This window comes from Kribbella sp. NPDC055071, assembly GCF_053608045.1.
The window spans coordinates 12,773-27,097 of the sequence record NZ_JBSGUS010000034.1; the positions used below are offsets into that span (position 1 = coordinate 12,773).

The 14,325-nt window shown below is 67.1% G+C and carries 14 protein-coding genes; 8 read left to right on the forward strand and 6 right to left on the reverse strand.

Annotation, left to right across the window (positions count from 1 at the left end):
- Positions 1–6: 6 nt before the first annotated feature.
- Together ACWF4Z_RS35170 and ACWF4Z_RS35175 are read left to right on the forward strand one after the other, a co-directional pair.
- Positions 7–480, forward strand: coding sequence for a hypothetical protein (locus ACWF4Z_RS35170; RefSeq protein ID WP_452247539.1), 474 nt, complete (start codon positions 7–9; stop codon positions 478–480).
- Positions 477–1,919 carry a multicopper oxidase family protein gene (locus tag ACWF4Z_RS35175; protein WP_452247540.1) on the forward strand — a complete coding sequence of 481 codons (1,443 nt, stop codon included), beginning with the start codon at positions 477–479 and terminating at the stop codon, positions 1,917–1,919. The genes ACWF4Z_RS35170 and ACWF4Z_RS35175 overlap by 4 nt, the downstream gene beginning before the upstream one ends.
- 9 nt (positions 1,920–1,928) lie before the next feature.
- Here the strand turns inward: ACWF4Z_RS35175 and ACWF4Z_RS35180 are convergent, their stop codons facing one another.
- Positions 1,929–2,465, reverse strand: coding sequence for a TetR/AcrR family transcriptional regulator (locus ACWF4Z_RS35180; RefSeq protein WP_452247541.1), 537 nt, complete (start codon positions 2,463–2,465; stop codon positions 1,929–1,931).
- Positions 2,462–3,862, reverse strand: coding sequence for an MFS transporter (locus ACWF4Z_RS35185; protein ID WP_452247542.1), 1,401 nt, complete (start codon positions 3,860–3,862; stop codon positions 2,462–2,464). The genes ACWF4Z_RS35180 and ACWF4Z_RS35185 overlap by 4 nt, the downstream gene beginning before the upstream one ends.
- Positions 3,863–3,981: 119 nt before the next feature.
- On the opposite strand from ACWF4Z_RS35185, the gene ACWF4Z_RS35190 reads away from it, so the two are divergent.
- The gene (locus tag ACWF4Z_RS35190; RefSeq protein WP_452247543.1) at positions 3,982–4,725 is read left to right on the forward strand and encodes a phosphotransferase; all 744 of its coding nucleotides are present in this window, start codon (positions 3,982–3,984) and stop codon (positions 4,723–4,725) included.
- Between the two features lie 197 nt (positions 4,726–4,922).
- On the opposite strand, the gene ACWF4Z_RS35195 is transcribed toward ACWF4Z_RS35190, so the two are convergent.
- The gene (locus ACWF4Z_RS35195; RefSeq protein ID WP_452247544.1) at positions 4,923–6,245 is read right to left on the reverse strand and encodes a S1C family serine protease; all 1,323 of its coding nucleotides are present in this window, start codon (positions 6,243–6,245) and stop codon (positions 4,923–4,925) included.
- 409 nt (positions 6,246–6,654) lie between these two features.
- Positions 6,655–7,212, reverse strand: a complete 558-nt coding sequence (locus ACWF4Z_RS35200; protein WP_452247545.1) for a TetR family transcriptional regulator — start codon at positions 7,210–7,212, stop codon at positions 6,655–6,657.
- Positions 7,213–7,308: 96 nt separating this feature from the next.
- Here ACWF4Z_RS35200 and ACWF4Z_RS35205 point away from each other — a divergent pair, with 96 nt between their 5' ends.
- From ACWF4Z_RS35205 to ACWF4Z_RS35215, 3 genes are all read left to right on the forward strand, one after another.
- Positions 7,309–8,139 (forward strand): oxidoreductase, encoded by an 831-nt coding sequence (locus ACWF4Z_RS35205; protein ID WP_452247546.1) that lies wholly within the window; start codon positions 7,309–7,311, stop codon positions 8,137–8,139.
- 79 nt (positions 8,140–8,218) lie between these two features.
- A complete protein-coding gene (locus tag ACWF4Z_RS35210; RefSeq protein WP_452247547.1) occupies positions 8,219–9,073 on the forward strand; it encodes an alpha/beta fold hydrolase in 855 nt (284 codons plus the stop codon).
- Positions 9,066–9,728: a TetR/AcrR family transcriptional regulator C-terminal domain-containing protein gene (locus ACWF4Z_RS35215; protein ID WP_452247548.1), complete on the forward strand. Its 663-nt coding sequence runs from the start codon at positions 9,066–9,068 to the stop codon at positions 9,726–9,728. The genes ACWF4Z_RS35210 and ACWF4Z_RS35215 overlap by 8 nt, the downstream gene beginning before the upstream one ends.
- Here the strand turns inward: ACWF4Z_RS35215 and ACWF4Z_RS35220 are convergent.
- Positions 9,712–10,854, reverse strand: a complete 1,143-nt coding sequence (locus ACWF4Z_RS35220; protein WP_452247549.1) for an epoxide hydrolase family protein — start codon at positions 10,852–10,854, stop codon at positions 9,712–9,714. The genes ACWF4Z_RS35215 and ACWF4Z_RS35220 overlap by 17 nt on opposite strands.
- Before the next feature lie 63 nt (positions 10,855–10,917).
- Here ACWF4Z_RS35220 and ACWF4Z_RS35225 point away from each other — a divergent pair, with 63 nt between their 5' ends.
- Together ACWF4Z_RS35225 and ACWF4Z_RS35230 are read left to right on the forward strand one after the other, a co-directional pair.
- Positions 10,918–11,862 (forward strand): helix-turn-helix transcriptional regulator, encoded by a 945-nt coding sequence (locus ACWF4Z_RS35225; RefSeq protein ID WP_452247550.1) that lies wholly within the window; start codon positions 10,918–10,920, stop codon positions 11,860–11,862.
- A 16-nt stretch (positions 11,863–11,878) separates the two neighbouring features.
- Positions 11,879–12,709, forward strand: coding sequence for an alpha/beta fold hydrolase (locus ACWF4Z_RS35230; protein ID WP_452247551.1), 831 nt, complete (start codon positions 11,879–11,881; stop codon positions 12,707–12,709).
- Between the two features lie 10 nt (positions 12,710–12,719).
- Here the strand turns inward: ACWF4Z_RS35230 and ACWF4Z_RS35235 are convergent, their stop codons facing one another.
- The gene (locus tag ACWF4Z_RS35235) at positions 12,720–14,315 is read right to left on the reverse strand and encodes a phospholipase C (protein ID WP_452247552.1); all 1,596 of its coding nucleotides are present in this window, start codon (positions 14,313–14,315) and stop codon (positions 12,720–12,722) included.
- Positions 14,316–14,325 lie beyond the last annotated feature (10 nt).

The following is a 14,325-nucleotide window of genomic DNA, read 5'->3' on the forward strand; positions in this document are numbered from 1 at the left end:
GACGGCATGCTCGGAAAGGTGGCCGTTCTCGGCCTGATCCAGAACTACGCCGTCGGCTGGGTGCTGCACTACGTCTACCTGCCGGATCACGCGCCGGCGGCTCACGCCGGGCATCACGGCGCGGCCGGTCATGAGGTCAGTCCGTTCCTGCACTTTCTGCGGGATTCCACGCTGGCGTTGCCGGTCAGCATCGCCGTACTGATGCTGGTCGCGGTCGCAGCCAGCCGCCTCGGGCTCCGGGACGGCGTACCGGAGCGGCTTGCGTTCGCTGTCGGCGCCGCGATCGTCGCGGCCGTGTTCAGCGCACCCGAGGTGCTTGCACACGGCTGGTTGTTCGACGAGCAGATCACCGGCGACCTGACCTCGCATCTGACCGGCGTCGCGCTGGTCACCCTTCGCTACACCTTCGCGCTCGTCCTGGTCGCCGCCGTCGTCTTCGGCGTGCCCTGGCGAGCCCGCACTACGGGAGAGACCGCATGAAGAGAAGAGATGTCCTGAAGCTGGGTCTGTTGGCCGGTGCCGCAGCGGCCGTGCCGGCCGAGCGGCTGACCGGTGCGTTCGCGCAGCGAGCAGTTGCCGCCGGACCGCCCGTCAAGCTGTTCGACACGCCGCTGGTGGTACCGCCGGTGCTCAAGCCGAAGTTCAGCGTGGCGGGCACGGACTACTACGACGTCACGATCAAGCCGGCGGTGCAGGAGATCCTGCCCGGCGTGGGCACGCCGATCTGGGGGTACGACGGAATCTTCCCGGGCCCCACGATCAAGACCCGTCGCAACCGGCCGATCGTCGTACGGCAGCGCAACAAGCTCCCCGGCGAGGCTGCCGTCCACCTGCACGGCGGCAACGTGCCCTCGAACTCGGACGGGCTGCCGGGTGACGAGATCGCACCGGAAAGGGACCGCTTCTACCTGTATCCGAACCGCCAGCCGGCGACCACGCTGTGGTACCACGACCACGTCCATCACCACGAGAGCTTCAACACCTACCAGGGCCTGACCGGGCTCTACCTGATCACCGATCCGCACGAGGACAAACTCGGGCTGCCCAGTGGGAAGTACGACGTACCGCTGATGATCCAGGACCGGTCGTTCAACGCCGACGGGACGTTCCGGCTGCCCGACCCTGCCGCCGGCGAGTTCTTCGGCGAGGTCGCAGTGGTGAACGGGAAGCCGCATCCGTTCCTGCAGGTGGAGCAGCGGCGCTACCGGTTCCGGTTGCTGAACGGGTCGTCGGTGGACACCCTGCACGAGCTGCAACTGGGTGCCGGTGACACCTTCCACGTGATCGGCACCGACGGAGGGTTGCTGACGGCACCGACTCCGGTGACAAAGTTGCCGTTGGCACCTTCCGAGCGGGCCGAGGTCGTGATCGACTTCCGCAAGTACCCGGTCGGATCGCAGATCGTGCTGAACTCCTCGATCTTCGGTGCTCCGCTGCAGATCATGCGCTTCGATGTGGTCAAGGCCACCGGTCACAGTCACGCGCTGCCGTCGATGCTCGTGCCGATCGAGCGGCTGCGCGAGTCGCAGGCGAAGGTACGGCGGACCTTCCAGCTCAACCTGGACAAGGCCAAAGGCGAGATGGTGATCAACGGGCTGCCGTTCGACGAGAAGCGGATCGACATCAAGCCGAAGCTCGGCGCGACCGAGGTGTGGACGATCGTGAACGGCGAGACCCCGGATCTGCCCATCCCGCACGTCTTCCACACGCATCTGGTCCGGTTCCAGATCCTCGACCGGGACGGCGTACCGCCGGCGCCGTTCGAAGCGGGCTGGAAGGACAGTGTCACGGTGATGCCGGGTGCGAAGGTCCGGATCATCATGCGGTTCGGCGATTTCCCCGGCCGGTACCTGTACCACTGCCACCTGCTCGGCCACGCCGACGCCGGAATGATGGGAACGATGTTCGTCCAGCCCTAGTACTCGGCCCTAAGAGATCAGGGCCTGCAGGCTGGGTGCGTAGACGTCGGCGATCGTTTCAGGGGAGGCGGTCGCCACGGGACCGGTCTTGTCGACAGCCAGGGTGGCCCCGAGTCCGAGCAGCTGGGCGGTGATCAGCTCGGCTCGGAGGCCCGCGTCGGCACCGGTCAGGCGCGCGGCGAACGCGCGGGTCACCTGATCGCGGAAATGTTCGCGAATCAGTGCGCGTTCGTCGCCGCTGCCGGCGGCGAAGACGACCCGGAGGAGCAGGTCCTGGTTGTTCTCGCGGCGGTAGTTCACCAGGGTCAGGACCGCGTGCCGGCCGAGCTCGTCGTCAGGTCCGGCCAGCAGCAGTTCGGCCGCCTCGCTGAAGTCCGCGACCTGTTCGAACAGCGATTCCTTGCTGCCGAAATGCTTCACGATCAGGGCCGCGCTCACGCCCGCGTCGGCGGCGATCCCGCGCAGTGTGACCACGGTGTACGGGTGCCGCGCGAACGCCTTCCGTGCCGCCCGCAGGATCGCGGCCCGGCCCTCTTGATCCGTCATATCGCGGCGACCGGCTCGCGCCGCCGGGCCGGGATCAGCAGCACCAGCCCCGCCGCGATCACGGCCGCGACGCCGGCGATCGCGAAGACGATCAGGTACGCCGACAACGCGGGCGCGACCTGGCTGTCCCGCGTGATCGTCACTCCGGCCAGCACCGTCGCCACGATCGTGCTGCAGATCGCGGACCCGATCGTGCGCATCAGGGTGTTGAGGCCGTTCGCCGCGGCGGTTTCGGTCACCGGGACAGCATGCATGATGAGCGCCGGAAGCGCCGAGTACGCCACCGCGGTTCCGGCCGAGACCACGGTCGCCCCGACCACGATCCCGGCGATATTGCTGCTCGTGAAGAGCCTGACGACGTACCCGGCGGCCATCAGGACCGACGCGATCGCGAGCGTGAACCGCGGGCCGCGCGCGGAGGAGATCCGGGCCGAGACCGGTGACAGCAGGACCATCGCGACACCACCGGGCAGCAGGCACAGGCCGCTCACGACGATCGATGCCCCCAGCCCGTATCCGGTCCACTTCGGCTCCTGGACAAGCTGCGCGGTCGAGAGCGAGTTGGCGTAGAACGAGAAACCGATCAGCAGCGCGCCGAGGTTCGTGAAGAGTACGGCGGGACGCGCCGACACCCGGAGATCGACGAGCGGACTCGCGGTCCTGAGCTCGTACCAGCCCCACAACGGGACGATCGCCGCGGCAACGACGTACAGGCTGGTGATGGTCGGCGTACTCCAGGTGCTGCTCTTGGAGACCGCGAGGAGCAGGCAGACGAGGAAGGCGCTGAGGCCGAGACCGCCGAGCACGTCGAAGCGGCCGCTGGTGCGGACCGCGGACTCGGGCACGATCAGCAGGACGAGGACGATGTCGAGCAGGCCGATACCGAGGTTGATCCAGAACATCGTGTGCCAGTTCGCGTACTCCACCACCAGCGTCGCGGCCGGGATCCCGAAGGCGGCGCCGACGCCGAGGGTCGAGCTCATGATCGCGATCGACGGGATCACCCGGCGGGCCGGGAGTTCGTCGCGCAGGATGCTGATGCCGAGCGGTACGACGGCGATCGCGGCGCCCTGGAACGCCCGGCCGGTGATCAGCACGATCAGGTTCGAACTGCTTGCACAGAGCAACGACCCGATCACCATCGAGCCGAGCGCGATCAACAGCACGCGGCGTTTGCCGTACATGTCGCCGGCCCGGCCGAGCAGCGGCGTGAACACGGCCCCGGTCAGCAGTGTCACCGTGATCAGCCAGCTCACGTCGGAGATGGAGCTGTGCGTGATCCCGGGGAGCGCGGGCAGGAGCGGTACGACGATGGTCTGACTGATCGCGACGAGTACACCGCAGAACGCGAGTACTCCCAGAATCAGGCGCGGATGAGCGGACGGACGGACGATCAAGCGGAGATCCTCACAGTGGTGAACAACTGTTTACTTGTCACCACAGCATAAACGAGCGTTCACCGCAGGCAGAAATGGACCGCATCGTTCCCTCACCCCGGCTGTGGGAGACTCCGCAGGTGGTCGATCCAGCTGAGGCCGGCATTCCCTTGACCGGCGGACGCATCACCAAGGGCATCGTCCGCGTCGGGGAGACGGTTCGACGGCCGGTCTCGGCGGCTTCTTCTGCGTTCTCGGGGAGACTTCTTCGGTTGCTCGAGGACCAAGGGTTCGGCGGGGCGCCACGGTACCTAGGCCAGGACGACGCCGGGCGAGACATTCTGAGCTTCATCGACGGCTGGGTCCCAGCGAAGTTCCAGCGCTGGACCGACGACCAAGTAGCTGGAGTCGGAACGCTGTTGCGGGCCTTCCACGACGCGACGCGAGGCAGCGAACTAGCAGGTCACCACGAAGTCGTTTGCCACCACGATCCCGGCCCGACCAACGTCGTGTTCCGAACCGGTCGGCCGGTCGCGTTCATCGACTTCGACACCGCCGCCCCGGGCAGCCCACTGGAGGACCTCGGGTACACGGCCTGGCTCTGGTGCGTGTCGTCGAAGGGCGACGCACCACCGGTTGAGGCTCAGGCGACACAGCTGAAGATTTTGGTGGACGCCTACGGCACCACGACCTCGCAGCGGCGCGTTGTCATCGACGCGATGCTGGAACGCCAAGCCCGCAACGCCCGGTTCTGGGCCGAGATCCGGCCCGACTCGATCGACGCGACCCCACAACAGATCTCCGACCGAATCGCTTGGTCCCAGCGCGAACACGACTTCACCACAACCAACCGCAAGCCCTTCGAACAGGCACTACTCCCCTGACTCCGAACGGGACTCCTGGCTGGACAGACCGATCGGGCCCGGAGCGCCTCAGGGGGTGGAGGCGTCGGGCCCGATCGTTCGGTCCGCTGTCAGCGAGGGGGGTGGCGCTGGTAGCAGCGGACCGGGTTCAGTTGTGTTGCTCGGCGATCACCAACGCGAGCCGGTGATCAGTTCTTCGTTGGTCAGTTCTTCGTTGGTCAGCGGACCGGGCCGGTGATCAGCTCGATCGTGGCCTTGTGGGACTGACCTGACTGGTCCACCCAGCCGACGTCGACCTTGTCGCCGGGGTGCTGGTTGTTGAGCAGGCTGGACAGGGTGTCCGGGGAGTCGACCGCGTGTCCGGCGAACGAGGTGATCACGTCGCCGGCGGTGATACCGGCCTCGTCGGCCTTGCCGTTGGCGAGCACGTCGCCCACCGCGGCACCGGTGACACCGGGGGCCGTGACGACCGAGATCCCGAGCATCGCCGACGCTCCGATGTGCACGGTGGCCGACGCCTTACCGTTCTCGATCTGCTGCGCGACCGCCAGCGCGTCGTTGATCGGGATCGCGTATCCCTGCGTCGTCGTACCGCTCCCGTTACCCGTCCCGTTGCCAGATCCGTCACCCGAGCCGTTGCCGTTGCCGAATCCTGGGAAGCCGTTGCCGTTACCGGATCCGTCGCCGAACGCCGTCAGCACCGCGTTCGCCGTACTCGAACCAGTGGTCGCAGCGGTCTGACCAGGACGTCCCTGGCCGCCGTTGTTGCCGCTGCCTCCAGCGGTGTCGATGCCGATCACCTCACCGGCCGAGTTGACCAGCGGGCCGCCGGAGTCGCCGGCCTGGATGTTCGCGTCGGTCTGGATCAGGCCGGTCAGATTCTCCGGGTCCTGTCCGTTCTCGTCGGTCGCGGTGATCGACTGGTTCAGCCCGGTCACGTCGCCGGCCGCGTAGCTCGGCGCACCGCCGACGCCACCCGCGTTACCCACACCGACCACGTCGTCCCCGAGCGCGACCTTGTCCGAGTCACCGGTCTTCGCGGTCTCCAGCCCGGACGCGTCGTTCAGTTTCAGTACGGCGATGTCGTGCGTCTCGTCGTACCCGACGACACTCGCGGTGTACGTCTTGCCGTTGCCGATGTCCGTCACGCTGATCGACGTCGCGCCCTCGACCACGTGGTGGTTCGTCAGGATCTCACCGTCGGAGGTGAGAACAATTCCCGTCCCCGCCGCTCGTGCACCCTCGTATCCGAGCACGGTGTTCACGTCGACCAGACCAGGCGAGACCTTCGCGGCGACCGCGGCCGGGTCCATCTGCTGCTGCGAGAGCTGTGAGGTGCCGCCGGAGCTGTGCTGATCGATGCCCCAAGCAACCGATCCAGCAACCAGAACCGCGGCCAGCCCGAGCACACCCGCCCCGAACAACCGCCGCCCACGCTTCTTCGGGGCCGGCTGTTGCTGCACCCCGAACGGATACGGCGGATACCCACCGTACGGCGGCTGCCCACCCAGGTAGTGCCCGCCATACTGCCCCCCAGCCACCTGCTGCGCATGCTGCCCCGCACCAACCTGCTCCCCCACAAACCCAGGACCCACAGGCTGCTGCCCTGACGGCTGCTGCCCCGCAGGCTGCTGCCCCACAGGCTGCTGCCCGGCAGGCTGCTGCATTGCAGGCTGCTGGGCTGTGGGGTGCTGCGGGGGTGACTGGTTTTCGATGGGTTGCGTCGGCTGTTGGCCGGCGTGGTGCGGGCCGGACTCTTGGGGTCCGGTCGGCTGCTGCCAGTAGCCCGGGTGCTGCGCAGGCTCTTGTCCAGCGTCCTGCCGTCCAGTGCCGTCGTTCATGGTGATTGCCCTCCTCAGCCAAGTTCCCTCTGCTACGAGTAGAGCTCGCAAGGCTGAGAACTCCATCGAGTCAACCAATGAATCAGCTGAGAATCTCCCGGACCCGAAATCAGCTCAGCAGCTTCCGCACCGCCATCACCACCGCGCGCCGTCGCGACGCCTCCGGCAGGCCCTGCGGACCGAACTCCGGATTCATCGACGACCAGCTGGTCGCGATCGCCTGGATCAGCGACAGCAGACTCACCGCCGAGAAGTCCCGCGGCACCTCCCGTCGCCGCTGACCACGCCGCAACTCCTCCAGCCGGCTCGCGTTCACCGCCAGGATCGCCTCCAACGGCTCACCCTGCGGCCGCTCCAGCCGATACCAGGTTGAGAGCCGCAGGTGATCGGGATGCGCTTCGAAGTAGTCGAACACCCGGCCCGCATACGCCGGCAGGTCCGCGACGTCGAACCCCACCTCATCCAGATAAGCCTCCACGAACGCGGTGAACACCGCATCGAACAGCCCGTCCTTGTTGCCGAAGTACGCATAGAGCATCGCCTTGTTGCAGTCGGCCACGTCCGCGATCCGGCTCACCCGAGCACCCGCGATCCCCCGCGCCGAGAACTCCTCCGTGGCGGCGGCGAGGATCCGCGTCCTGGTCCGATCCGCGTTCCGTTGCTGCATGCCACCCAGAGTACCAACCAACCGATTAGTTGATTTCCAACCAACTGGTTGGTTAGCTGGTGATGTATCCAACCGTTCGGTTAGTTAGGATTCAGAATGAGCAAGATCTGGTTGATCACCGGCAGCTCCCGCGGCCTCGGCCGCGCGCTCACCGAGGCAGTACTGGCCGCCGGCGACCGGGTAGTCGCCACCGCGCGCAAGCCCGAGCAGCTCGACGACCTGGTCGCCAAGTACGGCGAGCAGATCCGGGCGACTCCGCTCGATGTCACGGACGCGGAGGCCGCGAAGTCCGCCGTACAGACAGCGTTGGATGCGTTCGGCGGGCTCGACGTGGTGGCGAACAACGCCGGGTATGCCAACAGTGCACCGATCGAGGAGACGCCCGACGACGACTTCCGGGCGCAGCTCGAGACGAATCTGTTCGGGGTCGTCAACGTGACGAAGGCGGCACTGCCGGTGTTCCGGGAGCAGCGGAGTGGGCACTTCCTGCAGTTCTCGTCGATCGGTGGACGAGTCGGTGGCACGCCGGGCATGGGCGCGTACCAGACCGCGAAGTTCGCCGTCGAAGGGTTCTCCGAGGTGCTGAACAACGAGGTGAAGCCGTTCGGTGTCAAGGTGACGATCGTCGAGCCGGGCGCGTTCCGGACCGACTGGGGTGGTTCGTCGATGACGATCGCTCCGGTGGGGGCCGACTACGAGGAGACCGTCGGCGCGTTGAACCGCTACCGCCTCGAAGCCGACGGCAACCAAGCCGGCGACCCGGCCAAGGCAGCCCGAGCCATCCTCGAGATCGTCGCGATCGACAACCCGCCCCTCCGCCTCCTCCTGGGCAAAGACGCCCTCGAACACGCCGAGCGCGCCTCCACCTCCCGAGCCCAAGAAGCCATCGCCTGGGCTCACCTCACCACCTCCACCGACTTCGACTGACCACGCCGAATCCGGGTGAACCGGGTGGAACGGCCGGGACCGGTGGCCGGGCGGGACGGAATATGTCTACACTGTAGATATGATCTACAGCGTAGATACAGGGACCGGTTCGTTGTATGTCGAGCGGGGTGGGGATGGGCCGGCGGTGGTGCTGGTTCCGGGTGGGGGTGGCGATGTCGCGATGTACCGCGATCTGGTTCGGGAGTTGTCGCAGCGGTTCACCGTGATCACCCTCGATCGCCGCGGCAACTCCCGCAGCCCCTCCACAGCGCGAAGCGAGAGTGAGGTCGGGCCGGCGGCGCACGCCGCCGATGTGGTGGCGATTCTGGATCAGGCCGGCCTCGAGCAGGCGTTCGTGTTCGGGAACAGCGCCGGTGGACTCATCACGCTCAGCCTGCTCGAGTCGCATCCCGAGCGAGTCAGTGGTGCGGTCGTGCACGAGGCGCCGGTGCTCGGCGTGCTGCCCGATGCGGCACAGTGGACGGCGTACTTCGACGACCTCGGACGGATCGTCGACCGCGAGGGATCGGTACCCGCGATGCTCAAGTTCGCGACCAGCACGATGGACCGGCCGACCAGGATCTTCGACGCACGAGTCGGTCGGATGATCGGTGCGGCCGGTGTCTGGCTGTCGAAGCGCCTCGCACCCAAGAACGAGATGAACCGGCTGTTCGGCAACGCGGACCAGTTGATGCGGTTCGAAATGCCGGCATTCGTTCGCTACGAGCCGGACCTCGCGGCATTGCGCGAGGCGCCCGTCCGGTGGGCGTTCGGCGTCGGCGTGAAGAGCGAAGGCCGGTACTACGGTCGCCCGGCGCAGCTGTTGAGCGCGGAGCTCGGCGTGCCGTGTCTGGAGTTCCCGGGCGGTCATCTCGGTTATCAGCGGTACCCCGAGGAGTTCGCCCGCCGACTGGAAGAGTTCATCGATGGCTGACCGCACCCCGCCGACGCGGACTCCACCGACGCGGACCGTGCTCAACCGCGAGTACATCGCGACCGTGGCGCTCGAGCTGATCGATGAGATCGGGTTGGCGAAGTTCTCGATGCGCAAACTCGGTGCCGAGCTCGGCGCCGACCCGATGGCCGCATACCGCCACTACACCGACCAGGAGGATTTGTACGACGGGATCGCCGAGCTCCTGTTCGACCGGCTGGACAGCGACTCGTTGCCCTGGGCAAATGACTGGCGAGAGGTGTCAGCGGCGTACTGCGAACGCCTTCGCGACACCCTGCTCGCCCACCCGAACGCCGTTGTTCTGTTCGCATCCCGCCCGGTCCGCTCCCCCGCTGCCATTGCCACCGGCAACCGGATGATCGAGCTGCTGCAGGCGAGCCGGTTCGAGCCGGCCGACGCGCTGCGGCTCACCCGCTGCCTGCGCGAGTTCACCATCGGCCACGCTCTCACCCTGGCCGTCCTCACCATGGCCCTGGGCGCCGACCACAGCAACGGCACCAGCCGCAGCCGTAAACCGGCGCCCGAAGACCCCGCCTACAACCTCCTCGCCGCGGCGGCCGACGGCGCCACCCCAGGCGATCACTTCGAACCAGGACTGCACGCGCTCCTGGACGGCTTCAGCGCAGGTCGCTGAAGAACTCCCGGACGTCTGCCAGCAGGAGCTCCGGCTCCTCCAAGGCGGCGAAGTGGCCGCCGTGGTCGACGTCGGTCCAGCGGGTGATGGTGTTGTCGCGTTCGGCGTACCGACGGACCGGGACGTCGTGGGCGAAGGCGAGGACCGCGGTCGGGACCCCGGAGTTCTCCAGCTTCGTACCCCACGGCTCCTGCTGAGCATACCCGACGTACGCCGCGGAGCCCGCGGTCCCGGTCAGCCAGTAGATCATCACGTTGGTCAGCAGCCGGTCCCGATCGATGACCGCATCGGGCAACTTCGAGGCCGGATACGTCCACGCCATGAACTTGTCCATGATCCAGGCCAGCTGCCCGACCGGCGAGTCGACCAGCCCATAGGCGACGGTCTGCGGCCGGGTCGACTGGATCGCGATGTAACCGATCTCCTTCTGCAAGAACTCACCGATTCGCGCGATCCGGTCCTGCTCGAGCGGAGTCAGCGTCTTCAACTCCTCCTCCGGCACCGGGTACGGCGGCAACGACGGCCCGCCGTTCGTGTGTACGCCGACAACCCGGTCCGACGCCGCCCGCGCCACCGCCGGCGACACAGCCCCACCGATGTCACCACCCTGTACGCCGTACCGCTCGTACCCGAGCTCCTCCATCAGCGAAGCCCAAACCTCACCCACCCGGGTCCTCGACCAGCCGCTCTTCGACACCGGCCCCGAGAACCCGAACCCAGGCAGCGAAGGGATGACCACGTGAAAGGCGTCCGAAGCCTGACCACCATGCGCGACCGGATCGGTGAGCGGCCCGATCAGATCCAGGAACTCGACGATCGACCCCGGCCATCCATGCGTCAACAGCAAAGGCAGCGCGTCAGGCTCGGCCGAGCGGACATGCAGGAAGTGGATCCGCTGTCCGTCGATCTCGGTCGTGAACTGCGGATACGCGTTGAGTTCGGCCTCCGCCGCACGCCAGTCGTACGACGTCCGCCAGTAGTCGACCAACGAGGAAAACCAAGAGACCGGTACGCCGGTGTCCCAGTCGTCACCCGGCAACGGCGCCGGGAGTCGGGTCGCGGCCAGCTTGGCGGCCAGGTCGTCGAGGGTGCTCTGCGGAATCTCGATCCTGAAAGGCTTGATCATGGAATCCACGATGTCATCCGGTTAGGACACCTTCAGTCCTAACTGGATGCCACACTGAGATTCATGCTGGAAACCTCCGCGCGTCTCCTCAAACTCCTGTCGCTCCTGCAGTCGCCGAGGGACTGGAGCGGCGCCGCGCTCGCCACCGAGCTCGGCGTCGGGGTGCGTACGGTCCGTCGCGACGTCGAGAAGCTCCGCACCCTCGGCTACCCGGTCGACGCCGTACCGGGTGTCTCCGGTTACCGCCTCGGCGCCGGAGCCGCGCTTCCGCCCTTGCTGCTCGACGACGAAGAGGCGATCGCCGTCGCCGTCGGACTGCGCGCGGCTGCGACCGGGAGTGTGGCCGGGATCGAGGAATCGTCGGTCCGCGCGCTGACCAAACTCGAACAGATCCTGCCGTCCCGGCTGCGATACCGGGTGAAGCTCCTCCAGGACGTCGCCGTCACCCCTGGCGGCGGACCGTCGGTGCAACCGGATGTGCTCCTCGCAGTCGCCGCGGCGTCGCGCGACCACCAACGCCTGCGCTTTGACTATCGCAACCACGACGGTACGGCGACGACCCGTACGACGGAGCCGCATCGCCTGGTCCACATGGGCCGCCGCTGGTACCTGGTCGCCTGGGATCTCGACCGCGCCGACTGGCGCACGTTCCGTCTCGACCGGCTGGAGCCGCGCATCCCGACCGGGCCACGCTTCACTCCCCGCGACGTACCCGAGCTGGACCGGACCGAGCGCGGCATCGCGTCCGGCGCGTACCGCTACCAGGCACGGGTGCTGGTCCACGCGTCGCTCGAGGAGGTCACGGACAAGTTCGGCTCCAACGTCGCGACGGTGACTCCGGTCGACGCATCGACGACGCTGGTCGAGACCGGCGGCAACACTCTCGACCAGCTCGCCCTCTATATCGGGCTGATCGGCCGCCCCTTCGAGATCCAGTCCCCGCCCGAGCTGATCGCGCACGTGCAGGAGTTGGCGACGCGCCTGGCTGACTCGGTTCCGTCGGGGTGAGCGGTAGCGTTCTGTCATGCCGCTGACCGGGGTGAAGGATCGGTACGTCGAGACCGTGCTGGGCCGGATCCGGCTGCGTGTCGGGGGTGACGGGCCGGCGATGTTGTTCTGGCCGAGTCTGCTGATGGACGGCACGTTGTGGGCCGGACAGGCCGCGCATTTCGTCGACCGGTTCCAGGTCGTGCTCGTGGATCCGCCCGGGCACGGCGGCAGCTCGGCACTCGAGGGGCCGTTCACCTTCGAGCAATGCGCCGAGGTGATCCGAGCGATCATCGACGAGCTCGGCGTCGAGCAGGTCCATGTCATCGGCAACAGTTGGGGCGGCATGATCGGCGGCACGTTCGCCGCCCTCCACCCCGACCGGACCGGCATCGCCGTACTGATGAATGCGACCGCATCACCGGCAGGCCTGCGCCAGAAGCTCGAGTACGGCGTACTCACCCGGACGGCTCAACTACTCGGCGGGATCCGCGGACCGCTCCGGAATCCCGTCCGCGATGCCTTCCTCGGCCCGACCAGCACCCGCGAGCGGCCCGATGTCGTTGCCATCGTCAACGACCTGGCCGGTCGTGTGAACATCGGCTCCGGCCGCCACGCGGTCACCAGCGTGGTCCCCCGCCGGCCCGACCAACGAGAGCTGTTCGGACAGATCCGTACGCCGGTGCTCGTGGTCGCCGGCGCGGAGGACCGGACGTTCCCGGTGGCCGAAACCGAGGAGATGGCGGACTCGATCCCCGGCGCGCGCTTCGTCGTACTCGAGCAGTCGGCCCATCTCGCGGCGCTCGAGTCCCCGAAAGAAGTCAACGCCCTGATCGACGATTTTCTCGTCGACCAGGGCGTCGGCTAACTCTTACTGGTCAGGAATGGCTGACGACGGCCCCGGTCTTCGGGTCCAGGATCAGCTTGCTCTTGCTCGGCCGCTGCCAGAAGTTGAACATGCTGTTCAGACTGCCGGCGCGTGCGTCGAACGAGTGGTCACCGATCCGCCCGGTCCGCCAGTTGTCCTCGATGAACTTCAGCACCGAGGACTGGTCGGTCAGAGCGTGGTCGACGTGGTTGGTCTTCGCGTACGGCGAGACCACCAGCAGCGGCAGGCGCGGACCGAAGCCACAGCGGTCCGCGTAGCCACCGGAGACCGGAGCCTTGCCGCAGGCCGCGGCCTGGTCGAGCGCCGGGTCCTGGGAGCCGTTGATCATCGGCGACTTCGCGTGGTCGTACCAGCCGTCGGAGTCGTCGTAGGCCAGGACGACCGCCGTCGAGGACCACTCCTTCGACTTCTGCAGCTGGTTGATCTCCTTGACGATGAAGGCCTGCTCGTCCAGCGGGTCGGAGTAACCGGCGTGACCGTCCTGGTACTCGCCGGCCTTCAGGAAGCTGACCGACGGCAGGTTGTTCGCCGCGACGGCCGCGTCGAAGTCCGAGGTGTCGTACTGGTGGTTGGCCTGGTCGGTGTACCCGATCGCCTTCACCGAGCTCGGCGGCAGGTGCTTCGGGTTCGAGGTCGACTTGTAGTACTGGAACGGCGAGTGGTGCGGGCTGTAGTCCGTTGCCGCGATGCCGCCGATGTTGGTGTGCGTTGCGCCGCAGACGGCCTTGCCGTTGGCGGTGCTGGTCGGCTTGAAGCCACCCTGGAACCAGCCCCAGGTGACGTGGCGCTCGTTCAGCAGGTCACCGATGTTCTGCCCGTGCATGACGGCCAGGTTGTTGGTCGCCTTGCCGTTGTTGTTCGAGCAGTCGTCGTAGTACGGGTCGGGGTCGTTGGTGATAGTGCCGATCCCGTCCTTGTCCGGCGACTGAACGGCGTACGCGTCCGTGGTGGGCTGGCCGGTCGTCGGGTTGACGGCCTGGCCGCCGTGGGTCTGCCCGGAGATCAGGTTCAGCGCGCCCGGGGTGGACGGGCCGTACACCGTGTCGAACGAGTTGTCGTTCAACGAGTAGTGCTGGGCGTAGTTCCACATCGCGGTGACAGTGTTGCCGTCGTAGTAGTCCATCACCAGGCCGGGCTCACCGAACAGGACCGGCTGCCCGGTGCACTTGTTCGTCTCGGTGTTCTCGACGAACTTGTCGTTCTTGCCGCCGTTGGCAGCCTTCTGCTCCGGACCGTAGCCGTGGTTCTGGTCGCAGGTCAGCGCCTGCGACGGCGCCAGCCGCTTCGGGTTGTATGCGTTCGGGTTGTTCGTCAGCAGCTGCTTGGACAGCCCGTTCACCTTGGGCGTGTGCCGGGCGGCCTTGAACGGCGTGCCGTCCGCGTTGGTGGCGTTCGGGTACGTGCCGAAGTAGTGGTCGAACGAGATGTTCTCGCCGAAGATGACCACCACATGCTGGATCGGCGTGGACGGGTGGACCGTCGGGTACGAATACCCGACCTCGGCCACCTGATGGGTGTTGGTGCCGCCGCTGCAGCCAGCCAGCAACAAGCTCGTCGCTGCCACGGCCACCGTGACGGTGGTCATGACACGGACT